This is a genomic window from Xanthomonas bonasiae (assembly GCF_017163705.1).
Classification (GTDB): domain Bacteria; phylum Pseudomonadota; class Gammaproteobacteria; order Xanthomonadales; family Xanthomonadaceae; genus Xanthomonas_A; species Xanthomonas_A bonasiae.
Genome location: NZ_JAFIWB010000007.1, coordinates 144,580 through 167,929, shown reverse-complemented (window position 1 = coordinate 167,929; position 23,350 = coordinate 144,580). Strand labels below are relative to the sequence as shown.

Sequence of the window (23,350 nt, the reverse complement as noted above, 5' to 3'; positions counted from 1 at the left end):
GAGCCATGAACCAGCCTTCCCTTTCCGTCGTCGTCCCGGTGTTCAACGAGCGCGACAACGTGCCGCCGCTGGTGGCCGAGATCGTCGCCGCGCTGCGCGGCGTGACCGACTTCGAGATCGTCTATGTCAACGACCATTCGCGCGACGACACCCTGGCCGTGCTGGACGGGCTGAAGGCGAGCGTGCCGGAGCTACGGGTGCTGCACCACGTCACCCAGAGCGGGCAGAGCACCGCGGTGCGCAACGGGGTCAAGGCCGCGCGCGGCGCGTGGATCGCCACCCTCGACGGCGACGGCCAGAACGACCCGGCCGACATCCCCAAGCTGCTCGCCGCGCGCGCCGCCGCCGCCGCGCAGGTCAAGCTGTTCGCCGGCTGGCGCGTGTCGCGGCAGGACTCGGGCAGCAAGCGCTGGGCCTCCAAGTGGGCCAACGCGATCCGCGCGCGCATGCTGCGCGACGACACCCCCGACACCGGCTGCGGCATCAAGCTGTTCGAGCGCGAGGCGTTCCTGGACCTGCCTTATTTCGACCACATGCACCGCTACCTGCCGGCGCTGATGCAGCGCGCCGGCTGGCAGACCCTGAGCGTGCCGGTGAACCACCGCCACCGCACCTCGGGCGTGTCCAAGTACAACAACCTCAACCGCGCGCTGGTCGGCATCCGCGACCTGCGCGGCGTGGCCTGGCTGATCGCGCGCAGTCGCCGCACCGTGGTGCAGGAGCGCTGAGATGGAAGCGCATTTCCTCAACGAACCGATCCAGGCGCTGTACTGGACCGGGCTGCACGTCACCGGCTGGAAGCTGATCGGCTACGTTGGCGCGCTGATGTTCGGCGGCCGCTGGCTGGTGCAGTTCGTCGCCTCCAAGCGCGCCGGCAAGCCGGTGATCCCGCGCCTGTTCTGGTACATGAGCGTGGTCGGCAGCCTGATGACGCTGAGCTACTTCCTGTTCTCGGCCAAGCAGGACTCGGTCGGCGTGCTGCAGAACCTGTTCCCCGCCTTCACCGCGTTCTACAGCCTGTACTTGGACATCAAGCACCGCGGCTGGCACCGGGATCGCGCGTCGCATTGAGGCAACGGCGGTTGCTATCGAGGGCAGTCAGAAGCCGAGGCGAGGCTGAAGTGCCCGGCATGGCGCCTCTTGTGGGAGGGACTTCAGTCCCGACGCCTTGCAGGCTCCGCCATCGCGCTCTGTGCATTTTCCGATAGCGCCTCGGGTCGATCCCCGATGGCGCCGCCATGTCCCAGCGACGACGCTGGCGGCATGCACATGCAACCTCCCCGCGGCTCTCGCGCGTTGCGCGCAGGGCGCTGCACCGAATCGGGCCGCATCTATCTGGTGACGGCGGTAACCTGCGAACGCCAGCGCCTGTTCGAGGACTGGCGCTGCGCCTGGGCCGCCGCGGCCTGCCTTGCCAATGCCGCGACATGGGACGATGCGCAGTTGCTGTGCTGGGCGTTGATGCCCGATCACTGGCATGGATTGCTTCAACTCGAAGGCAACCGTCCATTGTCGAGCGTCATGCAGAACGCCAAGGGCAGGGCGGCCAGGGCGGTGAATCTGGCACGGGGCCGAGGCGGGTCGGTGTGGATGCCGGGCTTTCACGACCATGCGCTGCGCCACGAGCGAGACATCTTGCCGAGTGCGCGCTACATCGTCGCCAATCCGTTACGTGCGGGCCTGGTGGACAGGCTTGGCAGGTATCCGTATTGGGATGCGGTCTGGCTGGATATGGCGAAGGGCAGGAGTGCTCGTTCCGACACTGTAATCCGGATGGTGCACAGAAGAAGTGGGTGAATTTGGGGAGGGTCGTGCTCCGCTCGTCGCGACTGAAGTCGCTCCCACAATGGCTCGCCGGGAGCGGGAAGGCGCTGTGGGACCAGCTTCAGCGCCAATGCCGGCGGCAGCTGTCGGCCAGGGCTGTTCGGCCCGGTCGGTTCGGCAGAGCGCAGCGCGTCGTCGTTGTCAGTCTCCGATCAGTGCAGTGCCAGGACTTCCGGCCCACCCCCTGTTGCACGCAGGATGCGATCATCGGGATCTCGTTCCCACTGCCTGCCGCCGCCCATGCCGATCGCCAAGACCCCGCTGGCCGCTTCCCTGTTGCTCGCGCTCGCATTCGCCACGCCGGCGCTGGCCGCAGCGCCGGCCGTCCCGCCGGCGGCGGCCACCGCCTCCGCTGCCGATGCCCGCTTCCAGGCCATCTACGAGAAGGAGTGGACGTGGCGGCAGGCGCAGGTCGGGCAGGCCGACGAGGACAGCGACAGCAGCGGCGACAACCAGCAGCTGCCCGACGTCGGCGCGGCGGCGCAGGCGGCGCGGCTGAAGGTGTGGGACGACGTGCTGCGCCAGCTGGAGGCGATCGATCCGGCGCAGCTGTCGGCCGACAACCAGGTCAACCTGGCGGTGTACCGCCCGCAGATCGAGAACCTCGCCGCCGCGGTGCGCCTGCGCGCCTACGAGATGCCGTTCAATTCCGACAGCTCGTTCTGGTCCGACCTGGGCTTCATGGCGCGGCGCACGCTGCGCACCCCGGCCGAGTACCGCGCCTACATCGCGCGGCTCGACGACGTGCCGCGCTATTTCGCGCAGCAGACCGACAACATGCGCGCCGGCCTCAAGCGCGGCTTCAGCGTGCCGCGCGCGGTGCTGGAAGGGCGCGACGGGTCGATCGCCAACGTCGCCGAGCTCAAGGATCCGACCGCGGCCGCGCTGTACGCGCCGTTCAAGCAGCTGCCGGCGCAGATCCCGGCCGCCGAGCAGCAGGCGCTGCGCGCGCAGGCGCAGGCGGCGATCCGCAACAAGGTGATCCCGGCGTACGCGCAGCTGCTGCGCTTCTATCGCGAAGAGTACGTGCCGCAGGCGCGCACCACGCTGGCCGCCGAAGCGCTGCCCGATGGCAAGGCCTACTACCAGCAGCAGATCCGCGAATACACCACGCTGGAGATGCGCCCGGAGCAGATCCACCAGCTGGGCCTGCAGGAAGTGGCGCGGATCCAGAAGGAGATGGACGCGATCATCCGGCAGGTCGGCTTCAAGGCGCCGGCCGGGCAGCAGACCTTCCCGGCGTTCCTGCAGTTCCTGCGCACCGATCCGCAGTTCTACGTCAAGACGCCGCAGGAACTGCTCGATCGCGCGGCGTGGATCGCCAAGCGCGTGGATGGCGAAGTCGGCAAGTTCATCGGCACGCTGCCGCGCGGGCGTTTCACCATCGTGCCGGTGCCGCCGGAGATCGCGCCGTTCTGGACCGCCGGCCGTGGCGGCGTCGGCACCTATTGGCTCAACACCTACAACCTGCCGTCGCGCCCGCTGTACAACCTGCCGGCGCTGACCCTGCACGAGTCCTCGCCGGGCCACTCGCTGCAGGGCGCGCTGGCCGAAGAGCAGGGCGCGCAGCCGGCGTTCCGCCGCGAGAACTACATCTCCGCCTACGGCGAAGGCTGGGCGCTGTACACCGAAAAGCTGGGCAAGGAGATGGGCATCTACGAAACCCCGTACGAGGACTTCGGCCGGCTCAGCTACGAAATGTGGCGCGCCTGCCGGCTGGTGATCGACACCGGCGTGCACCACAAGGGCTGGACCCGCGAGCAGGCGCTGGCCTACCTGCGCGAGCACACCGCGCTCAGCGAGCACGAGGTCACCACCGAGGTCGACCGCTACATCTCCTGGCCGGGGCAGGCGCTGAGCTACAAGCTCGGCGAGATCGCCATCCTCAAGCTGCGCGCCGAGGCCGAGCAGGCGCTGGGCGCGGACTTCGACATCAAGGCCTTCCACGACGCGGTGCTGAAACAGGGCTCGGTGCCGCTGCCGGTCTTGCAGCAGCAGGTGCGCGCGTTCATCGCCGAGAGCAAGCAGCAGGCCGCCACCCGCAAGTCCGTCGCGGCCAAGCCCGAATAGCCGCTGTGGCGAAACCGCGCGCACGCCCTCCCTTCTCCCACCGGGAGAAGGGAGGGCGCAGCGCCGGATGAGGGTACGACCGCTCGCGCAGCATGAGGGCACAGCGGCCAACCTCGGATGAGGGGACGCCGCCCTCGCGGCATGAGAGCGCGGCGGCGGCGCCGGCGAATGGCACGATCGCCTCATGGCATGGAAGCGCAGCGGCCAGACCCAGCCGGCCAATGCGCGACCGACGCAGGCTCGCGATCGTCGGCACCGGAGGAGGCCACCGCCGCCGCGCGCTCCTCCCCCCATCTCCCGCCTGCGATTGTGTAACCCCACCCGCATCGCTAGGCTGGCGCCATGTCCATCCGCCGTGCCCGCCTGCTCCACCCGTTGCTGCGCCTGATGGCGCTGGCGATGCTGGCGCTGGGCGTGTTGGTGGCGCCGGTGGCCTGCGCGCTGGGCGATGTGCATGCGTTGGCGCACGACCAGGCGCATGTGGACGAAGAAGCGCCGCACCGCGGCGATGGCGATGGCGCCGGAGAACGCGATGGCGCCGGCCTGCTGCACGCGCTGATGCACAGCGGCTACTGCCACGGGCAGAGCCCGGCGCTGCTGTCGTCGCTGATCTGGCAGGGCCTGCCGTTGGCCGCGCAGCCGCGCCCGGTCGCGGGACACCAGGACTACCGCTCGCACCTGCTGGACACCCCGCTGCGGCCTCCGATCGCGGCTTGATGCACCGCCGGCGCCTGCCGGCCCGTCCATCGATCCCCGAATCCGGAGAAGTCCCATGTGGTTGCGACTGGCGGCTGTTGCCGCCTTCGCGGTCGCGCCCTGCGCGTGGGCGCAGGCCGTGCCGCCCGATGCTGTGCTCACCCTGGACGACGCCTTCGCCCGCGTCGCCCGGTCCCATCCCGACCTGCGCCTGGCCGACGGCCAGCGCCGTGTGCTCGCCGCCGAGGCCGAGCGCGAGGCGCTGCGTCCGCCGCTGCGGCTGGGCGCCGAACTGGAGAATGCCTTCGGCAGCGGCCGCGCACGCGGCCTGGACCAGGCCGAACTGACCGTCAGCCTGGCCGGCGTGCTCGAACGCGGCGGCAAGCTCGACGCGCGTCGCACGCTGGCGCAGGCGCGCATCGACGCGCTGGCGCCGCAGCGCGAACTGGCGCGGCTGGACCTGCTCGCCGAGGTCGCGCGCCGCTACCTGGCGATCGCCGCCGCCGCGCAGCGCCAGGCCATCGCCGCCGCCGACCTGGCGCAGCGCCAGCGCACGGTGGCCGCGGCGCGGCAGCGGCTGCAGGCCGGCGCCTCGCCCGAATCGGTGCTGCTGACCGCGCAGGCGCTGCAGGCGCGTGCGGAACTGGACCGCGACCGCGCGCAGCAGGAGCATGCCGCCGCGCGCCGCCACCTGGCGGTGCTGTGGGGCGAACGCGATCCCGGCTTCGCGCAGGTGACCGGCGATCCCCTGGCGTTGCCGGCAGTGCCGGATTTCGACCTGCTGGCCGCGCTGCTCGATGCCACCCCGGAGCTGGCACGCTTCGCCGGCGAGGCGCGCGTGCGCGAGGCGCGACTACGGCTGGCGCGCAGCCAGGCGCGGCCGGACCTGGACTGGCAGTTCGGCGTGCGCCGGCTGCAGGACGGCGACGCCACCGCGCTGGTGGCCGGGATCTCGCTGCCGTTGGGCAGCGCGGCGCGCGCGCAGCCGGAGATCCGCGCCGCCGAGGCCGAGCGCGACCTGCTCGGCGTGGAGCGCGAAACCCAGGCGCTGGCGCTGTACTCCACGCTCGCCGACGCGCACGGCCGCTACCGCGCCGCGCAACTGGAAGTGGCGCGCATGCACGACGACGTGCTGCCGAAACTGGCGCGCGCCGAGGCCGCCGCCGAGCGCGCCTATCGCGGCGGTGCGATCAGCTATCTGGAATGGGCGCAGCTGCAGGCGCAGCACGGCGATGCGTGGCGGCAGCAGCTCGCCGCCGCGATCGAGGCGCAGACCGCGCTGATCGAGATCCAGCGCCTGACCGGGCAGCCATTCGTGCTCGCGCCCGCGGCACAGGTGGCGCGATGAGCCGCTCGTTGCCGTTGCGCATTCGCCGCGCGCTGGCGTCTGCCGACGCCGTCCCGACGAATGGAGCGCCATTGCCGTGGTCCGTGCGGCAGGTCGTGCGCAGCGTCGCGCGTGCCTGGTGCCACCGATTGCTGACCGGCGCGACCATCTCCGAGGCAGTCGCACGACGCCGCACGCTGTGCCAGCACCGCGCGCGACATGCAGCGCTGGCGCTGTGCATAGCACCGGCCGATGCCAGCCGCTCTGCGGACACGGCGATCGCCAGCGCCGCTCGCAAGGATCCGCCGCCTGCCATGCCGCCGCGCGCGCCGCGCCATGCGGCGCCGGCGAATGCCATCGCGTCCGACTCCCTTCTCCCGATGCCTGGCGCCCGCCGCCGGCATCTTTCAGGACTTCCTACGATGAAACTCAAATCCGCTGCGCTGATCGCGCCGCTGTTGCTTGGACTGCTGCTCGGCGGTTGCGCCGGCGCGGGCGACGACGCCAGCCACGACGAAGCCGATGCGCATGGCGACGGCGGCGAAGCCCATGCCGAGGAAGCACGCAAGGGCGCGCATGGCGGCCGCCTGCTCGAACAGGACGGCGCCGCGGTCGAACTGGCGATCGCCGAGGACGGCACGCCGCCGACCTACCAGGCCTGGCTGTACCGCGACGGCAAGCCGTTGCCGCCGGCCGCCGGCAGCGTCGAGGTGCAACTCAAGCGTCTGGGTGGCGTCGCCGAGACGCACCGCCTGCGCGCGCGCGACGACGGCAGCCTGCTGGCCGACAGCGTGGTGCGCGAGCCGCATTCGTTCGACGTCGAGGTGCGCGCCACGGTGCAGGGCAAGGCGCTGCGCTGGACCTATCCCAGCTACGAAGGGCGTACCGGGATCGCGGCGAAGATCGCCGCCGATGCGGGCATCCGCGTGGCTCCGGTCGGCCCCGGCAGCATCGCCGACGAGCACGAGGTGCAAGGCCTGCTGACCCCGGCCGAAGGCGCCCAGGCGCAGGCCACCGCGCGCTTCCCCGGCCCGGTGCGCAGCCTGCGCGCCAACGTCGGCGACCGCGTGCGCGCCGGGCAGGCGCTGGCCACGGTGGAAAGCAACCTGAGCCTGACCACCTACACGATCAGCGCGCCGATCGCCGGCACGGTGCTGGCGCGCACTGCCAGCGTCGGCAGCAGCGCCGCCGAGGGCCAGGCGCTGTTCGAGATCGCCGACCTGTCCACGCTGTGGGTGGACCTGCACATCTTCGGTGCCGATGCCGGCCACATCGCCGCCGGCGCGCCGGTGACGGTGACCCGGATCAGCGACGGCACGGTCGCGCAGACCACGCTGGAACGCGTGTTGCCGGGGACCGCCACGGCCAGCCAGAGCACGGTGGCGCGCGCGGTGCTGCGCAACGAGGACGGTTTGTGGCGGCCGGGCTCGGCGGTGAAGGCGCGGGTCACGGTGGCGCAGCAACCGGCCGACCTGGTGGTGCCGGTGACCGCCTTGCAGACCTTCCGCGACTGGGACGTGGTGTTCGTGCGCGTGGGCGAGACCTACGAAGTGCGGCCGCTGCAACTCGGCGCGCGCGATGCGCGCCAGGTGCAGGTGCTGTCGGGACTGAAGGCCGGCGACCAGGTGGTGGTGGAGCAGAGCTACCTGGTCAAGGCGGACATCGAGAAGTCGGGGGCGTCGCATGATCATTGACCTGCGCACCGCGCCCTGGCCCCCCTGTAGGAGCGGCTTCAGCCGCGACAGATACCCGACCGTAGACGCGATGCCGGCAGAGCGGTCGCGGCTGAAGCCGCTCCTACAAAAGAGCGGCGCGCCATGCGACTGCCCCGCACGCGGAGGCCGCCGCCATGCTCGCTAACCTGATCCGCTTCGCCATCGCGCAGCGCTGGCTGATGCTGGCGCTGACCGGGGTGCTGATCGCGATCGGCGCATGGAGTTTCTCGCGCCTGCCGATCGACGCCACGCCCGACATCACCAACGTGCAGGTGCAGGTCAACACCGCCGCGCCCGGCTATTCGCCGCTGGAGGCCGAGCAGCGCGTCACCTTCCCGCTGGAGACGGTGCTGGCCGGCCTGCCGGGACTGGAATCCACCCGCTCGCTGTCGCGCTACGGGCTGTCGCAGGTCACCGTGGTGTTCGCCGACGGCACCGACCTGTACTTCGCGCGACAGCAGGTGGCCGAGCGGTTGCAGCAGGTGAAGTCGCAGCTGCCGCCGGAACTGGAGCCGCAACTAGGGCCGATCGCCACCGGCCTGGGCGAGATCTTCATGTACACGGTCGAGGCCAAGCCGAACGCGCGCAAGCCCGACGGCAGCGCCTGGACCGCCACCGACCTGCGCACGCTGCAGGACTGGGTGGTGCGGCCGCAGCTGCGCAACGTGCCCGGCGTGACCGAGGTCAACACCATCGGCGGCTATGCGCGGCAGATCCACATCACCCCGGATCCGGCGCGGCTGGTCGCGCTCGGGTTCACCCTGGACGACGTGGCGCGCGCGGTCGAGGCCAACAACCGCAACGTCGGCGCCGGCTACATCGAACGCAATGGCCAGCAGTTCCTGGTGCGGGTGCCGGGGCAGGTCAGCGGCATCGCCGAGATCGGCGCGATCGTGCTGGACCGGCGCGAAGGCGTGCCGATCCGGGTGCGCGACGTGGCCCAGGTCGGCGAAGGGCCGGAACTGCGCACCGGCGCCGCCACCCAGGACGGCAGCGAGGTGGTGCTGGGCACGGTGTTCATGCTGGTCGGCGCCAACAGCCGCGCGGTGGCGCAGGCCTCGGCGGCCCGGCTCGAGCAGGCCAACCGCAGCCTGCCGCCGGGCGTGCAGGCGGTGCCGGTGTACGACCGCACCGCGCTGGTCGACCGCACCATCGCCACCGTGGCCAAGAACCTGGTCGAAGGCGCGCTGCTGGTGATCGCGGTGCTGTTCCTGCTGCTGGGCAATTTCCGCGCCGCGCTGATCACCGCGGCGGTGATTCCGCTGGCGATGCTGTTCACCCTCACCGGCATGGTCCGCGGCGGCGTGTCCGGCAACCTGATGAGCCTGGGCGCGCTGGATTTCGGGCTGATCGTCGATGGCGCGGTGATCATCGTGGAGAACTGCCTGAGCCGCTTTGGCCAGGCGCAGCAGCGCCTGGGCCGCGTGCTCAGCGCCGCCGAGCGCTTCGAGCTGACCGCGCAGGCCACCGCCGAGGTGATCCGTCCCAGCCTGTTCGGCGTGGGCATCATCGCCGCGGTGTACCTGCCGGTGTTCGCGCTGACCGGCATCGAAGGCAAGATGTTCCACCCGATGGCGATCACCGTGGTGCTGGCGCTGACCGGGGCGATGCTGCTGTCGCTGACGTTCGTGCCGGCGGCGATCGCGCTGACCCTGGGCGGCAAGGTCGCCGAGCACGAGAACCGCGCGATGCGCTGGGCGCGGCAGGCGTATGCGCCGCTGCTGGACGGCGCGCTGCGCCACGCGCGCTGGATCGGCGCCGGCGCGCTGGCGCTGGTGCTGCTGTGCGGCGTGCTGGCCACGCGGCTGGGCACCGAGTTCATCCCCAACCTCGACGAAGGCGATATCGCCCTGCATGCGCTGCGCATTCCCGGCACCAGCCTGGAACAGGCGATCGCCATGCAGTCCACGCTGGAGCGGCGGATCAAGCAGTTCCCGGAAGTGGCGCACGTGTTCGGCAAGCTCGGCACCGCCGAGGTCGCCACCGACCCGATGCCGCCGTCGGTGGCCGACACCTTCCTGATCATGAAGCCGCGCGCGCAATGGCCCGATCCGCGCAAGCCCAAGGCGCAGCTGCTGGCCGAGATCGAGGCGGCGGTGCAGCAGTTGCCCGGCAACAACTACGAGTTCACCCAGCCGATCCAGATGCGCATGAACGAGCTGATCTCCGGGGTGCGCGCGGACGTGGCGATCAAGCTCTACGGCGACGACCTGGACACGCTGGTGGAGGTCGGCCGGCGCATCGAGGAGGTGGCCAGGACCGTGCCCGGCGCGGCCGACGTCAAGCTCGAGCAGGCCACCGGCCTGCCGATGCTGACCGTGGTCCCGGACCGCACCGCGCTGGCCGGCTACGGACTCAATCCCGGCGTGGTGCAGGACACGGTGGCGGCCGCGGTGGGCGGGCAGGACGCCGGGCAGCTGTTCGAGGGCGACCGCCGTTTCGCCATTGTGGTGCGCCTGCCCGAGGCGTTGCGCCAGGATCCGGCGGCACTGGCCGACCTGCCGATCCCGCTGCGCGGCGACGGCGAGCGTGGCGACGCCGACGAGTCCAGCCGCGCGCCCGGCTGGCGCAGCGGCACGCCGATCACCGTGCCGCTGCGCGAGGTGGCCAAGGTGGACACCGTGCTGGGGCCGAACCAGATCAACCGCGAGGACGGCAAGCGCCGCATCGTGGTCACCGCCAACGTGCGCGACCGCGACCTCGGCGGCTTCGTCGCCGAACTGCAGCGCCGCGTACAGGCCGACGTGGAACTGCCCAGCGGCTACTGGATCGGCTACGGCGGCACCTTCGAGCAGCTGATCTCGGCCGGGCAGCGCCTGGCCTGGGTGGTGCCGGCCACGCTGCTGCTGATCTTCGCGCTGCTGTACTGGTCGTTCGGCTCGCTGCGCGACGCGGCGATCGTGTTCAGCGGCGTACCGCTGGCGCTGACCGGCGGCGTGGTCGCGCTGGCGCTGCGCGGCATCCCGCTGTCGATCTCCGCCGGGGTCGGCTTCATCGCGCTGTCCGGGGTGGCGGTGTTGAACGGGCTGGTGATGATCGCCTTCGTGCGCAAGCTGCGCGAGGACGGCCTGCCGCTGGCGCAGGCGCTGCGCGACGGCGCGCTGGCGCGGTTGCGGCCGGTGCTGATGACCGCGCTGGTGGCGGCGCTGGGCTTCGTGCCGATGGCGTTCAACGTCGGCGCCGGCGCGGAGGTGCAGCGGCCGCTGGCCACGGTGGTGATCGGCGGCATCGTCTCGTCCACGCTGCTGACCCTGCTGGTGCTGCCGGTGCTGTACCGCTGGCTGCACCGGCGCGACAATGCCGCATCGGCGTCCGCCCCGGCGGATGCTCCGACCTTGGCGAGGTGAGCGATGGCCGACAGCTGCTGCGGATGCGGCAAGACCCTGGATGTGGCGGCGATGCAGGCGCGCCAGCGGCGGGTGCTGTGGTGGGTGCTGGCGATCAACGCCGGCACCTTCGCGATGATGCTGGGCAGCGCCTGGCACAGCGGCTCGGCCTCGCTGCTGTCCGGCAGCCTGGACAACCTCGGCGATGCGCTGACCTATGCGCTGAGCCTGGCCGTGGTCGGCGCCAGCCTGGCGGCGAAGGCGCGGGTGGCGCTGCTCAAGGCCGCGCTGATCCTGGCCGCGGCGCTGGCGGTGGCCGCCGGCATCGGCTGGAAGCTGCTGCACCCGCAGCTGCCGCTGTTCGAGAGCATGGGCGTGGCCGCGGCGCTGAACCTGGCGGCGAACCTGCTGTGCCTGCGCCTGCTGTGGCCGTACCGCCGTGGCGACATCAACCTGGCCTCGGCCTGGGCGTGCTCGCTCAACGACGTCTACGAGGGCGGCGCGGTGATCCTGGCCAGCATCGCGGTGTGGGCGTTCGGCGCCGGCTGGCCGGACCTGCTGATCGCCGCGGCGCTGCTGCTGCTGTTCCTGCGCTCGGCCTGGCAGGTGGCGCGGCGCGCCTGGGCGGAACTGCGCCAGGCCCGCGCGGCGGCGGTAAGTGCTTGCGACACAAGGGAAAGGCATGCATAATGCGCGGCTCGCTGTGCCCGACTGCTGTCGGGCCGGCGGCCGGACACGCGATTTCCGGCCGGCCTCTCCCAGCGTAACTGCTTGATTTCCCACGTCGCGTGGCGGCCGCAAGGCTGCCGGGGCCGCCGTCTCCCAGGCTATGGGCGACTCAAACTATTTATCGAGGTGCGTAATGTCCCGCGTATGCCAAGTGTCCGGCAAGCGTGTGCAGACGGGTAACAACGTCTCCCACGCCAACAACAGAACCCGTCGTCGCTTCCTGCCCAACCTGCACGAGCGCCGCTTCTGGGTCGCCAGCGAGAACCGCTGGATCAAGCTCCGTGTTTCCGCGCATGCGTTGCGCACCATCGACAAGAACGGGATCGATGCCGTTCTGAAAGAGCTGCGCGCGCGCGGCGAAAAGGTCTGAGGAGTAAACAATCATGGCAGGCAAGCGTGACAAGATCCGTATGATTTCCTCGGCCGCCACCGGCCACTTCTACACCACGGACAAGAACAAGAAGAACACCCCGGGGAAGATGGAAATGATGAAGTACGACCCGGTCGTGCGTAAGCACGTGCTGTACAAGGAAGGCAAGATCAAGTGATCGACTGATCGCTGGATCGCCTTTCGAGGTCGACACGGAACCCGCCGCAAGGCGGGTTTCGTCTTTGTGGCGCGCGGCCTCGCTGCGATCGACTCAGGCAGCTTCGCCCGCTGCGGTCGGGCCAGCCCATCCGCTGCGGCGTGGCGATCGGACCCGGCGACGCCGGGCATGACGCCGAGGCAGCGAATGGCCGCTCGGCTTCCGCCAATCCCGAATCCCCAATCCCGGCCTCACCAATACAAGCGCATCGGATTGTCCACCAGCAGCTTGCGCTGCAGTTCGGCGGTCGCTGCGATGCGCGGGATGAAGTCGACCAGCATGCCGTCGTCGGGCATGTGCTGTTTCATGTTCGGGTGCGGCCAGTCGGTGCCCCACAGCACGCGCTCGGGGAAGCGCTCGACCAGGTGCTTCGCGAACGGCACCACGTCGTCGTAGCCGGGCGGTCCGAGGCGCGACAGCCGTTCCGGACAGCTGACCTTGCTCCAGATGTTGTCGTGCTCGGCCAACAGGCGCACAAAGCGCTGGAATTCCGGCCCGTCCACCGGCTTGCTCACATCCGGCCGGCCCATGTGGTCGACCACTACCGTGGTCGGCAGCGAGGTGAAGAAATCCCAGCGCTCCTCCAGGTCGGCCGCCTCGAAATACACCACCACCTGCCAGCCGAGCGCGGCGATGCGGTCGATGATGCGGCGGTAGTAGGCATCGGGCTTGGGATCGACCAGGCGGCGTACGAAATTGAAGCGCACCCCGCGCACGCCGGCATCGTGCAGTTCCTGCAGCTCCGCGTCGCCGACGCTGTCGCGCACTGTGGCGATGCCGCGCGCACGCGCGCCGGCGGCGCGCAGCGCATCGACCAGGGCGCGGTTGTCGGCGCCGTGGCAGGTGGCCTGTACGATCACATTGCGTTCGAAGCCGAGGAAATCGCGCAGCGCGAACAGCCGCTCCTTGCCGGCGTCGCACGGCGTGTACTTGCGCTCGGGCGCATACGGGAACACCTCGCCCGGGCCGAACACGTGGCAGTGCGCGTCCACCGCGCCCGCCGGCGGCACGAAGCGCGGCTTGCTCGGGGCCGGATCGAAATCCAGCCAATCGGCATCCTTGCGGAACGTGCGCGTCACAAGCGTTCCCATCACAGGCCCCTCGCCGTCAGCTGCGCATCCAGGCGCGGATACACGCGCCGCGCGTTGCCTTCGAACACCTTGCGCTTGTCGGCATCGCAGATCGCCAAGGCATCGATGTAGCGCTTGGTGTCGTCGAAGTAGTGGCCGGTGTGTGGATCGATGCCGCGCACCGCGCCCACCATCTCCGAGCCGAACAGGATATTGCCGATGTCGATCACCTCGAACAGCAGGTCGATGCCGGGCTGATGATAGACGCAGGTGTCGAAGAACACGTTCTTCATCACGTGCTCGGCCAGCGGCGGCTTGCCGAGCATGTCGGCCAGGCCGCGGAAGCGGCCCCAGTGGTAGGGCACCGCGCCGCCGCCGTGTGGAATGACGAAGCGCAGCTCGGGGAAGTCGCGGAACAGGTCGCCTTGCAGGAACTGCATGAACGCGGTGGTGTCGGCGTTGAGGTAGTGCGCGCCTGTGGCGTGGAAGTTGGCGTTGCAGCTGCCGGACACGTGCACCATCGCCGGTACGTCGAGTTCGACCATCTTCTCGAAGAACGGATACCAGGCCTTGTCGGTCAGCGGCAGGCCGGTCCAGTGGCCGCCGGACGGATCCGGGTTGAGGTTGCAGCCGACGAAGCCGAGCTCGTTCACGCAGCGCTCCAGCTCGGCGATCGAATGCGCGATCGGCACGTTCGGCGACTGCGGCAACTGGCACACGCCGATGAAACTGTCCGGGTACAGCTGCACCACGCGCGCGATCAGGTCGTTGCAGCGCCGGGTCCAGACCTGGCTCACCGCCTCGTCGCCGATGTGGTGGGCCATGCTGCTGGCGCGCGGCGAGAAGATGGTCATGTCGGCACCGCGTTCGCGCAGCAGCCGCAGCTGGTGTTGCTCGACGCTGTCGCGGATCGCGTCGTCGGAGATGCGCGGATAGTCCGGCGCCGGTTGCGTTGGGTCGTCGAAATGCGCGACCTGCGCCTTGCGAAAGGCGTCGTGCGCGGCCGGCGCGGTGGTGTAGTGGCCGTGGCAGTCGATGATCATGGCAAGCCTCGGTGGGGGAGGGAAGGAATCACCAGCCGAACAGCTGGGCGAAATGCACGTCCACACGCAGTCCCAGGACCAGCGCATCGGGGATGTCGGTGATGCGGGTGGGGGCGTAGATCGGATCGGGATTGATCACGTACTGGAGGTTGGGCATCAGCACGATGCCGGGCCGCAGCGCGTAGCCGTAGCTGATCTCGCCCAGGATCTCGTCGTTGTGCGGCGTGCCGCTGCCGCCGTGGCGGATGCGGCGGTCGCGCAGGTAGGCCATCTGCTCGGGGTCGAAGTGAGTGTCGGAGACGAACATCGCGAAGGTGTCCTGGTCGCGGCCGGCGAAGGTACCGGCCTTCACCAGCCCGGCGGCGGCGAAGTACTGCACCGCGGCGACGTTGCCGGTGTTGACGAAGTAGCGCCCGAACAGCGCCAGGTTGCGCTTGCCCGCGCCGCGCCATACGGTCTGGTCGGCCATCGCATAGGCGCCGGTGCGGGCGCCGTCCAGGCTGGCGAAGGCCTTGCCGGTGAGCCCAGCGGAATTGCCGTTGACGTCGAAGTACGGACTCTTGCCGCCGTCGCTGTTGCGATAGGCGCCGATGCGTACGGTGAGCGGCAGGCGTGCGTTGGCGAAGCTGGTTTGGTAGCCGATCTCGCCGGCGCTGAGGGTGCCGCTGCCTTCGCCCAGGGAGAAGTCCAGGCCGTTCTTGCCGGCGGCATTGAGCGCGTTGTCGTAGTCGAACACGCCGGCCTGCGCGTACCAGCGCGCATCGAAGTCGTAACGCAGCATCGCCGCCCACGACGCGTTGGGATAGGCGGTAATGCCGATGTCGGTGATGGGGCCGAATGGAGTCAGGCAGATCGCGTTGCTCATGAACGCGCAGTTGAGCGGCGAGTTGTTGAAGTAGCTGTTCAGCGGCGCGCGGCCAAGGGTGACGCTTAGGCCGTTGTCGAAGCGGTGCTTGACGGTGAGCCGGGTCAGGCGCCCGCCGGCGACCGGGCGCCAGGTCTGCTGCAGGCTGATCGAACTGCCGATTTCCTCGCGCGCCAGGTTGTCACCGGCGAACCATGCGGCCTGCAAGTCGACCTCGGTATTGCGCACGCCGAACAGCGTGTCCAGGTCGAACCTGGACTGGGCCATGAACCAGTACGAGGCGGCGGTGCCTTGGTCGGCGCCGCCGACGGGATTGCCGGCCACGTTGCCGACGAAGTCGACGGTCAGGTCGACGCCGTCGGGCGCCTTGCCGGCCTTGGCGGTGGGCGTGGATGGCGGCGCGGCCTGCGCCAGCGCCGGTGCGATGGCGCCGCCGGCGAGTCCGCAGAGCAGCAGGGCCAGCATGGAAGGTGTGATGCGAGACACAGCGCCTCCTGTCCGGCCTCGCGGTCGGAATGGCGTAAGCGGGTGGCGCCCCGGCGCAGCCGGGGCAGGCGATCAGGATTGCGTGACGGCGACAGGGTGACGGCGGCGCAGCGCGCGGTTGCCGACGTACTCGGCGAGCACGGCGTGGTCGAGCTTGTCTTCCCACTTGGCGATCACGATGGTGGCCACCGAGTTGCCGACCAGGTTCACGAAGGTCAGGCCCTCGGCCAGGATGCGGTGGATGCCCAGGATAAGCGCGATGCTCGCCACCGGGATGGTGCCGGTGGTGGACAGCGTCGCCGCCAGCACCACGAACGCCGCCCCGGCCACGCCGGCTGCGCCCTTGGAGGTGAGCAGCAGTACCGCGATCAGGCCCAGCTCGTGCCAGACGGTCAGTGGCGTATTGGTGGCCTGCGCCAGGAACACCGCCACCGTAGTCAGGTACAGGCAGGTGCCGTCGAGGTTGAACGAATAGCCGGCGGGGATCACGAAGCCGACCACGCCCTCCTCGCAGCCGAGCTTCTTCATCTTCTCGATCAGCCGCGGCAGCACCGTCTCGGTGGAGGTGGTGGCGGCGACGATGACGATCTCGTCGCGGATGTACATCAGCAACCGCCACAGGCTGACCCCGCACCACCAGCACACCGTGCCGAGCACGAGCACGGTGAACAGTGCGCAGACCATGAAGAACTCGATGATCAGTTCGCCCAACGCCATCAGCGAATCGGCGCCGAACTGGCCGACGGTGAAGGCGATCGCGCCGAACGCGCCGATCGGGGCGAAGTACATGACGTAACCGATGACCCGGAACAGCGTCTGCGACGTGGCTTCGATCACCCGCATCACCGGCTCGCCGCGCTCGCCGATCGCCGCCAGGCCGACCCCGAACAGCACCGACACGAACAGCACCTGCAACACGTGGGCTTCGGTGAAGGCGCTGACCAGCGTGGTGGGGATGATGTTCATCAGGTAGGCGCTGATCGACTGGTCGTGCGCGGTATTGACGTAGTTCTTGATGCTGTTGCCGTCCAGGCTGGCCGGGTCGATGTTCATGCCGGTGCCGGGCTGCCACAGGTCGACTGCGACCAGGCCGACGATCAGCGCCAGGATGGTGATCGCCTCGAAATAGATCAGCGATTTCAGCGCCAGCCGGCCCACGCTGCGCATGTCGCGCATGCCGGCGATGCCGTGCACCACGGTGACGAAGATGATCGGCCCGATCATCATCCGGATCAGCTTGATGAAGGCATCGCCGAAGGGTTTCATCGCGGTACCCGTCGCTGGCGCCAGCCAGCCCAGAAGCACGCCGATCAGGGTGCCGATCAGCACCTGAAACCAGAGTTGTCCGAAGATTCCGAAGCGGCGCGGCCGCTTCTCCACAACTGTCATAACTACCCTCCCAGGCAATTGATGGTGAACGCCGGTGCCGGTTCAGTCGAACAGGTATCCGTCGAAGAGCTTGCGGGCGGTACGCAGGACTGCGGCCCGGACCACCGCACCGTGTGCATCGAGATCGATCACGCAGCCGGTGGCGCCGCTGGGGTGTTCGACCTGGAGGTGTTGGCTGCGCCCACCGGGCAGCTGCGCCAGCGCGTGCGCCGGAGATTGCGGCAGCAGGCAGGCGGTGGCGACGCTGATCGCGCCGAGCACGCCGATCGAGGCGTGGCAGCGGTGCGGGATGAACGAGCGGACGCAGATCGTGCCGCCGTCGCGCGGCGCGGCGACCATCATCATCTTCGGCACGGTCTGGTCGGCGACCTCGCCCAGGCGCATGCGCGGCCCGGCCTGCAGGCGGATCGCCTCCAGCCGTGCCTTCAGCGCGGCATCGGCGTCGAGCGTGTCGCGGTCCTCGTAGCCGCCGATGCCCACGTCGCTGGCGCGCAGCACCACGCACGGCATGCCGTTGTCGATCAGCGTCACCGCGATGCCGTCGATCTCGTCCACCGCGTTGCCGCTGGGCAGCAGCGCGCCGCAGGACGAGCCGGAGATGTCGGCGAACGCCAGCGGGATCGGCGCGGCGGTTCCGGGCACGCCGTCGATGCGCGCATCGCCGTCGTAGCGGACGTAGCCGTCCGGCGTCTGCACCGTGGCGGTGGCGAGCTTGCCGGTGTTGCGCATGAAGATGCGTACTTCGGTCCGCTCGCCGCTGGCGGCGACCAGGCCGCGCTCGAGCGCGAACGGGCCGACCGCGGCCAGCATGTTGCCGCAGTTCTGCGCATCGCTGACCAAGGCCTGGTCGACATGGACCTGCAGAAACAGGTAGTCGACATCGGCATCGTCGCGGCTGGAGCGCGACACCACCGCGACCTTGGAGGTCAGCGGATCGGCGCCGCCCATGCCGTCGATCTGGCGCACATCCGGCGAGCCGTAGGTGCGCAGCAGGAAGGCATCGCGCGCGGCGCGGTCTGCCGGCAGCGCATCGGCCAGAAAGAACCCGCCCTTGGAGGTGCCGCCGCGCATCCACATCGCGCGCACGCCGTGCCTGGGCCGGCTGCGGACGTCCGCGGCGGCCGCCGGCGTCGCTGCGCGAACCGGATCATCCGACATAGGTCAGGCCCTTGGCGGCCAGGCGCTCGCGCATGGCATAGATGTCCAGGCCGAGCTCGCCGTTGGCCAGGCGCTCGCGCTTGGCCTGCTCGCGCACCTCGCGCGCCTGCGCCTCTGCCAGCACGCGCGCGGCATCGGCGCGCGGCACCACGCAGACCCCGTCGTCGTCGGCCACCAGCACGTCGCCTGGCTGGATCAGCGCGCCGGCGCATACCAGCGGCAGGTTGACCGAGCCCAGCGTCTCCTTGACCGTGCCCTGCGCGCAGATCGCGCGGCTCCAGACCGGGAAGCGCATCGTGGTGAGATCGCGCACGTCGCGCACCCCGGCATCGATGATCAGGCCGCGGCAGCCGCGCGCCTGCGCAGAGGTGGCGAGCAGGTCGCCGAAGTAGCCGTCGCAGCAGTCGCTGGTCGGTGCCACCACCAGCACGTCGCCATCGCGCAGCTGTTCGATCGCCACGTGCATCATCCAGTTGTCGCCCGGCGGCACTGACACGGTGACCGCGCTGCCGGCGATGCGTGCGCCGGCGTAGATGGGACGCAGCCGGTGGTGCAGCAGGCCGCTGCGACCCTGCGCCTCGTGCACGGTGGCGACGCCGGCCTGGGCCAGGCCATGGAGCAGTGCCGGGGCGGTGCGCTCGATCTGGGTGACGACCTTGGACATCCATCCATCCTTCGTTAGGGATGACGAAGTCTGTGTGCGGAAGCTCGAGCAGCTCAAGATCGTTTTGCGATATAGCCATTGGCTTTAGTTATAGTTGGGATGTGGAGGCGAAATCCGAACTCAACCTGCGGCACCTGCACGCGCTGGCTGTGGTGCGCCACGTCGGCGGCATCAGCGCGGCCGCGCCGCTGGTCAATCTCTCGCAGCCAGCATTGACCCAGGCCATTGCGCGGCTGGAGGGCCAGTTCGGCCTGGCTCTGTTCGATCGCCAGCCCGGCGGCATGGCGGCCACCGAGGCCGCGCAGTTGCTGGTGCCGCGGATCGAGCGCGCGTTGGGCTACATCGCCCGCGGCGTTCAATTGGCCAGACGTTCGCAACGCTTGCCGGCGATCGCGGCGGTGGAGCGGCGGGTGAGCCTGGGCCAGTTGCGCGCGCTGGCCGCGGTCGACACCGCCGGTAGCTATTCGCTGGCGGCGGAGCGCTCGGGCGTGTCGCAGCCGGCGATCTACCGTGCGGTGCACGAGCTATCCGAGTCGATCGAAGTGCCGTTGACGGTGCGCCGCGGCAGGACCGTGCAGCCGACCCCGGCGGCCACGCGCATGCTGCGGCTGGTGCGGCTGGCGCTGTCGGAACTGGGCGCCGGCCTGGAGGACTTGGCCGGGCTGCGTTCCAAGGATGCTGGCCGTGTGACCCTCGGCGCGATGCCGCTGGCGCGGGCGATCCTGTTGCCGCAGGTGCTGGCGCGATTCTCGCGCGCGCACCCTGGCGCCACCGTCAACGTCGTCGAGGGTCCGTACGCGGAGTTGCTCGGTCATCTGCGCGAAGGTGGGTTGGATCTGCTGATCGGCGCGCTGCGCGACCGGCTGCCGGTGCGCGACGTGGTGCAGGAAGGCCTGTTCGACGACGACCCGGTCATCGTCGGCCGCGCCGGACATCCGCTGGCCGGACGCGATTTCGGCTTCGCCCGGCTGCTGGAGTTTCCGTGGGTGGTGGCTGCCACCGGCGCGCCGGTGCGTGCGCGCTGGGAGCGCATGTTCCGCGAGCAGGCGCTGGAACCGCCGCGCTTGCGCATCGAGTGCGGCTCGGTGCTGATCATCCGCGGCCTGTTGCTGGAGGACGACTGGCTGACGCTGATGTCGCGCGACCAGTTCCTGTTCGAGCGCCGCGCCGGCTTGCTGTGCGAGATCGGCACGGCGGGCCCGAGCGTGCGCCGCCGGATCGGCATGACCACGCGCGCCGACTGGTATCCGACGCGGCTGCAGTCCGCGTTCGTGGCCACCTTCCGCGCAGTGTGCGCCGAACGCGAGGCATCGCCGGCGCTGGCCGCCTGGCCGTTCCGACATCCGGCCCCGTCGCGCTGAGAATGCTTGCGTTTGCCGCCGCAGCCCGCAGAATCGGGCGACTTGGCGTGCGAAAGGGTCGCGATGCTGCCGTTCTGGTTGGAAGGCACCTGGCTGCTGGCGCTGGACTGGCTGATCCGGCTGGTGGCGTTGCTGTGGATTCCGGCGCGCACCACGCCCGGCGCGGCGCGCAGCTGGCTGCTGCTGGTCGGGTTCGTGCCGGTGCTTGGCCTGCCGCTGTACCTGCTGCTGGGCCACCCATGGCTGTCGCGCGAGCGCATCCAGCGCCAGGCGCAGGCCTCGCAGGTGATCCGCGAGCAGCAGGTGCCGTTGACCGCGCTGCGCTGGACCCCGCCCGCCGACACCGCGATCGCCGAAGTGGTGCCGCTGATCGAGCGCCAGGGCGACTTCATGCCCACCCATGGCAACACCGTGGAATTGCTCGATCGCTATGCGGACTCGCTGCAGGCGCTGATCGACGACATCGACGCGGCGGTGGAGCGCGTGCACCTGCTGTACTACCTGATGTTCGACGATGCGGTCGGCGACGCGGTCGTGGCGGCGCTGCTGCGCGCCGCCGCGCGCGGCGTGCGCTGCCGCCTGCTGCTCGATGCGCGTGGCGGCAAGCGCGGGCTGCGCCGCTACCGCAAGCGCCTGCGCGCGGCCGGCGTCGAGGTGCAGGCGCTGCTGCCGGGCGGCCTGCGCTGGCGCCGCAGCGGGCGCATGGACCTGCGCAACCACCGCAAGATCGCGGTCATCGACAACCGCGTCGGCTACACCGGTTCGCAGAACCTGGCCGCGGCCGAATTCGTGCGCGGCCATCCCAACCGCGAACTGGTGGTGCGCCTGCAGGGGCCGGTGGTCGGGCACCTGGAGGCGGTGTTCGCCAGCGACTGGTTCATCGAGACCGGGCAGCGCCTGCGCGTGGCCGAAGGCACCGCGGTGCACGGCGCCGACACCGCCACGCAACTGCTGCCCAGCGGCCCGGCGTATCCGTTCGAGAACGCGCGCGATGCGGTCAACGCGCTGATCCACCTGGCGCGGCGGCGGATCGTGATGGTCACGCCGTACTTCGTGCCCGACGAGGCCACGCTCAGCGCGCTGCGCATCGCCGCGCTGTCCGGCGTGGACGTGCAGCTGATCCTGTCGGAGAGCAGCAACCAGCGGCTCACCGCCTGGGCGCAGGAGGCCTACTACGACGAACTGCTGCGCAGCGGGGTCAAGATCGCGCTGTACCGGCCGTGCTTCCTGCATGCCAAGCACCTGAGCGTGGACGAGGGCATCGCCCTGGTCGGCTCGATCAACCTGGACATCCGCTCCTTCGCGCTGAACGCCGAGATCGGCGTGCTGTGCTACTGCGCCGAGGTGGTGCAGCGGCTGCGCGCGGTGGAGGCCGATTATCTGGCGGATGCGCGCGCGCTGTCGCTGGAGGACTGGCGCAAGCGGCCCACCTGGCGGCGCAGCCGCGAAGGCATCGCCCGCCTGGCCGATGCGTTGATGTGAGTGCGCACGTACATGACAGCATGATGTCGCCGCCATGCGCGATGTTCGCGCCGACATGAGCGATGGTTCTTAGCCGCGGGCGGAGCCGGCGGGGGCATCCCTTACAATCGCCGGCATGAGCGACCTCTTGCCCACCGCATCCGACGGCGACTGCGACTGCGATATCGCCATCGTCGGCGGCGGCGCGGCCGGCACGCTGGTGGCGCTGCACCTGTTGCGGCAGGCCACGCAGGCGCTGCGGCTGCAGCTGATCGAACCGCAGGCGGCGCTGGCGCAGGGCGTGGCCTATGCGACGCCGTGCGCGGAGCATCTGCTGAACGTGCCGGCCGGGCGCATGAGCGCCTTCGCCGAGCTGCCCGACGACTTCCTCGACTGGCTGCAGCAGCAGGCGCTGTATCCGGCGCTGCAACGCGACGCGCTGGCGCAGGCCTACGTGCAGCGCCGCCATTACGCCGACTACCTGCGCGCGCGGCTGGCGCAGGCGCAGGCCGCAAGCCTGGCGCACTTGCAGTGTAGGCAGCAGCGGGTGGTGGCATTGGACCGGGACGCGCGCGGCCAGGCGTTGCACCTGCAGGATGGGGCGACGCTGCGCGCGCAGGCGACGGTGCTGGCGCTGGGCAACAGCCTGCGCCCGTTGCCGGCGCGCGGCGCGGCCAGCCTGCCCGCGCACGTGCGCGTGGACGCCTGGAACTACGAACAGCTGCGCGCGATCCCGCGCGAGTCCACGGTGTGCATCGTCGGCGCCGGCCTGAGCATGGCCGACAGCGTGCTGACCCTGCTCGCCAATGCGCACCGCGGCCCGGTGCACGTGATCTCGCGGCACGCGGTATTGCCGCTGCCGCATGCCGGGCATGCCGGCCACGCCGCGGCCGACTTCGACCCGCAGCCGTTGCTGGCGCTGCCGTTGCGCCAGCGCCTACGCGCGCTGCGCCGGCATGCGGCCGCTGCGCAGGCGCGCGGCCTGCCCTGGCAGGGCGTGATGGAGCGGCTGCGGCCGCTGGGCCAGGCGCTGTGGCAGTCGCTGTCGGCCAGCGACCAGCGACGCTTCCTGCGCCATGCCGTGCGCTACTGGGACGCGCACCGGCACCGCATCGCCGCGCCGGTGTTCGCGCAGCTGCAGGCGATGCGCCGGATCGGCCAGCTGCGCGTGCACCGCGCGCGGTTGGACACGGTGTTCCCGGTCGGCGCCTGCGTGCAGGTCAACGCGGTTGGTCCCGACGGGCTGGCGCTGCAACTGGACGCGCACTACCTGGTCAACGCCACCGGCGTGGAGCTGCGCGCGCAGACCATGCGCAATCCGCTGCTGCACCAACTGCTGGGCTGCGGCCATGCCGCGCCCGGCCCGCACGGCATCGGCGTCGCCACCGCGCCCGACGGCGCGCTGCTCGACGCCGACGGCCATGCCGATCCGCGCCTGCGCGTGCTCGGCAGCCTGCGCATCGGCAGCCTGTGGGAAAGCCTGGCGATCCCGGAGTTGCGCGTGCAGGCGCAGCAGCAGGCGCAGGCGTTGCTGGGCGAAGTGCGGCCGGCGGTCGCCGGCGCATAGCCGATGCGCACG

General features: G+C 70.4%; 20 protein-coding genes. 14 read left to right on the top strand and 6 right to left on the bottom strand.

Going from position 1 to position 23,350, the window contains the following annotated elements:
* Positions 1–5 precede the first annotated feature (5 nt).
* From JR064_RS09565 to rpmG, 11 genes are all read left to right on the top strand, one after another.
* Positions 6–728, top strand: a complete 723-nt coding sequence (locus tag JR064_RS09565; protein WP_206229571.1) for a glycosyltransferase family 2 protein — start codon at positions 6–8, stop codon at positions 726–728.
* Position 729: 1 nt separating this feature from the next.
* A complete protein-coding gene (locus JR064_RS09560; protein WP_064542378.1) occupies positions 730–1,071 on the top strand; it encodes a lipid-A-disaccharide synthase N-terminal domain-containing protein in 342 nt (113 codons plus the stop codon).
* A gap of 198 nt (positions 1,072–1,269) precedes the next feature.
* Complete coding sequence (locus tag JR064_RS09555; RefSeq protein ID WP_241092965.1) at positions 1,270–1,797, top strand: REP-associated tyrosine transposase; 528 nt, start codon at positions 1,270–1,272, stop codon at positions 1,795–1,797.
* Between the two features lie 267 nt (positions 1,798–2,064).
* Positions 2,065–3,894: a DUF885 domain-containing protein gene (locus tag JR064_RS09550; RefSeq protein ID WP_206229570.1), complete on the top strand. Its 1,830-nt coding sequence runs from the start codon at positions 2,065–2,067 to the stop codon at positions 3,892–3,894.
* A 342-nt stretch (positions 3,895–4,236) separates the two neighbouring features.
* Complete coding sequence (locus JR064_RS09545; RefSeq protein ID WP_179569991.1) at positions 4,237–4,611, top strand: hypothetical protein; 375 nt, start codon at positions 4,237–4,239, stop codon at positions 4,609–4,611.
* A 55-nt stretch (positions 4,612–4,666) separates the two neighbouring features.
* On the top strand, positions 4,667–5,938 hold the full coding sequence (locus JR064_RS09540) for a TolC family protein (RefSeq protein WP_206229569.1): 1,272 nt from the start codon (positions 4,667–4,669) through the stop codon (positions 5,936–5,938).
* 401 nt (positions 5,939–6,339) lie between these two features.
* Positions 6,340–7,611, top strand: coding sequence for an efflux RND transporter periplasmic adaptor subunit (locus JR064_RS09535; RefSeq protein ID WP_241092964.1), 1,272 nt, complete (start codon positions 6,340–6,342; stop codon positions 7,609–7,611).
* 155 nt (positions 7,612–7,766) lie between these two features.
* Positions 7,767–10,979: an efflux RND transporter permease subunit gene (locus JR064_RS09530; protein WP_206229567.1), complete on the top strand. Its 3,213-nt coding sequence runs from the start codon at positions 7,767–7,769 to the stop codon at positions 10,977–10,979.
* Positions 10,980–10,982: 3 nt separating this feature from the next.
* Entirely contained in the window at positions 10,983–11,648 is a 666-nt protein-coding gene (locus JR064_RS09525; protein ID WP_206229566.1) for a cation efflux transmembrane domain-containing protein, read from the top strand.
* Between the two features lie 172 nt (positions 11,649–11,820).
* Entirely contained in the window at positions 11,821–12,057 is a 237-nt protein-coding gene (gene rpmB, locus JR064_RS09520; RefSeq protein ID WP_003467012.1) for a 50S ribosomal protein L28, read from the top strand.
* Positions 12,058–12,067: 10 nt separating this feature from the next.
* Positions 12,068–12,235, top strand: coding sequence for a 50S ribosomal protein L33 (rpmG, locus tag JR064_RS09515; protein WP_170867542.1), 168 nt, complete (start codon positions 12,068–12,070; stop codon positions 12,233–12,235).
* 230 nt (positions 12,236–12,465) lie between these two features.
* Here the strand turns inward: rpmG and JR064_RS09510 are convergent, their stop codons facing one another.
* The 6 genes from JR064_RS09510 to JR064_RS09485 form a co-directional block, all read right to left on the bottom strand.
* Positions 12,466–13,353 carry an amidohydrolase family protein gene (locus tag JR064_RS09510; RefSeq protein ID WP_318241388.1) on the bottom strand — a complete coding sequence of 296 codons (888 nt, stop codon included), beginning with the start codon at positions 13,351–13,353 and terminating at the stop codon, positions 12,466–12,468.
* An 11-nt stretch (positions 13,354–13,364) separates the two neighbouring features.
* Positions 13,365–14,387, bottom strand: a complete 1,023-nt coding sequence (locus tag JR064_RS09505) for an amidohydrolase family protein (RefSeq protein ID WP_179569979.1) — start codon at positions 14,385–14,387, stop codon at positions 13,365–13,367.
* Positions 14,388–14,415: 28 nt separating this feature from the next.
* Positions 14,416–15,738 carry a carbohydrate porin gene (locus JR064_RS09500; RefSeq protein WP_206229565.1) on the bottom strand — a complete coding sequence of 441 codons (1,323 nt, stop codon included), beginning with the start codon at positions 15,736–15,738 and terminating at the stop codon, positions 14,416–14,418.
* Between the two features lie 72 nt (positions 15,739–15,810).
* Positions 15,811–17,127 (bottom strand): C4-dicarboxylate transporter DctA, encoded by a 1,317-nt coding sequence (gene dctA / locus JR064_RS09495; protein WP_179569975.1) that lies wholly within the window; start codon positions 17,125–17,127, stop codon positions 15,811–15,813.
* 42 nt (positions 17,128–17,169) lie between these two features.
* Positions 17,170–18,204, bottom strand: coding sequence for a 4-oxalomesaconate tautomerase (locus tag JR064_RS09490; RefSeq protein WP_241092972.1), 1,035 nt, complete (start codon positions 18,202–18,204; stop codon positions 17,170–17,172).
* 70 nt (positions 18,205–18,274) lie between these two features.
* Positions 18,275–18,949: a 4-carboxy-4-hydroxy-2-oxoadipate aldolase/oxaloacetate decarboxylase gene (locus tag JR064_RS09485; protein ID WP_191826054.1), complete on the bottom strand. Its 675-nt coding sequence runs from the start codon at positions 18,947–18,949 to the stop codon at positions 18,275–18,277.
* A gap of 101 nt (positions 18,950–19,050) precedes the next feature.
* Between JR064_RS09485 and JR064_RS09480 the strand changes: the two genes are divergently transcribed.
* The 3 genes from JR064_RS09480 to JR064_RS09470 all read left to right on the top strand — a co-directional run bounded on the left by JR064_RS09480 (position 19,051) and on the right by JR064_RS09470 (position 23,338).
* Positions 19,051–20,310: a LysR substrate-binding domain-containing protein gene (locus JR064_RS09480; RefSeq protein ID WP_179569971.1), complete on the top strand. Its 1,260-nt coding sequence runs from the start codon at positions 19,051–19,053 to the stop codon at positions 20,308–20,310.
* 63 nt (positions 20,311–20,373) lie between these two features.
* Entirely contained in the window at positions 20,374–21,792 is a 1,419-nt protein-coding gene (gene cls / locus JR064_RS09475; RefSeq protein ID WP_179569969.1) for a cardiolipin synthase, read from the top strand.
* 115 nt (positions 21,793–21,907) lie between these two features.
* The gene (locus JR064_RS09470) at positions 21,908–23,338 is read left to right on the top strand and encodes an FAD/NAD(P)-binding protein (protein ID WP_206229563.1); all 1,431 of its coding nucleotides are present in this window, start codon (positions 21,908–21,910) and stop codon (positions 23,336–23,338) included.
* The last annotated feature ends 12 nt before the right edge of the window (positions 23,339–23,350 follow it).

Coding starts and splice junctions, on each gene's coding strand:
- JR064_RS09565 (WP_206229571.1), top strand. CDS start 6: ATGAACCAGCCTTCCCTTTCCGTCGTCGTCCCGGTGTTCAACGAGCGC.
- JR064_RS09560 (WP_064542378.1), top strand. CDS start 730: ATGGAAGCGCATTTCCTCAACGAACCGATCCAGGCGCTGTACTGGACC.
- JR064_RS09555 (WP_241092965.1), top strand. CDS start 1,270: ATGCAACCTCCCCGCGGCTCTCGCGCGTTGCGCGCAGGGCGCTGCACC.
- JR064_RS09550 (WP_206229570.1), top strand. CDS start 2,065: ATGCCGATCGCCAAGACCCCGCTGGCCGCTTCCCTGTTGCTCGCGCTC.
- JR064_RS09545 (WP_179569991.1), top strand. CDS start 4,237: ATGTCCATCCGCCGTGCCCGCCTGCTCCACCCGTTGCTGCGCCTGATG.
- JR064_RS09540 (WP_206229569.1), top strand. CDS start 4,667: ATGTGGTTGCGACTGGCGGCTGTTGCCGCCTTCGCGGTCGCGCCCTGC.
- JR064_RS09535 (WP_241092964.1), top strand. CDS start 6,340: ATGAAACTCAAATCCGCTGCGCTGATCGCGCCGCTGTTGCTTGGACTG.
- JR064_RS09530 (WP_206229567.1), top strand. CDS start 7,767: ATGCTCGCTAACCTGATCCGCTTCGCCATCGCGCAGCGCTGGCTGATG.
- JR064_RS09525 (WP_206229566.1), top strand. CDS start 10,983: ATGGCCGACAGCTGCTGCGGATGCGGCAAGACCCTGGATGTGGCGGCG.
- rpmB (WP_003467012.1), top strand. CDS start 11,821: ATGTCCCGCGTATGCCAAGTGTCCGGCAAGCGTGTGCAGACGGGTAAC.
- JR064_RS09505 (WP_179569979.1), bottom strand. CDS start 14,387: ATGATCATCGACTGCCACGGCCACTACACCACCGCGCCGGCCGCGCAC.
- dctA (WP_179569975.1), bottom strand. CDS start 17,127: ATGACAGTTGTGGAGAAGCGGCCGCGCCGCTTCGGAATCTTCGGACAA.
- JR064_RS09490 (WP_241092972.1), bottom strand. CDS start 18,204: ATGTGGATGCGCGGCGGCACCTCCAAGGGCGGGTTCTTTCTGGCCGAT.
- JR064_RS09485 (WP_191826054.1), bottom strand. CDS start 18,949: ATGTCCAAGGTCGTCACCCAGATCGAGCGCACCGCCCCGGCACTGCTC.
- cls (WP_179569969.1), top strand. CDS start 20,374: ATGCTGCCGTTCTGGTTGGAAGGCACCTGGCTGCTGGCGCTGGACTGG.
- JR064_RS09470 (WP_206229563.1), top strand. CDS start 21,908: ATGAGCGACCTCTTGCCCACCGCATCCGACGGCGACTGCGACTGCGAT.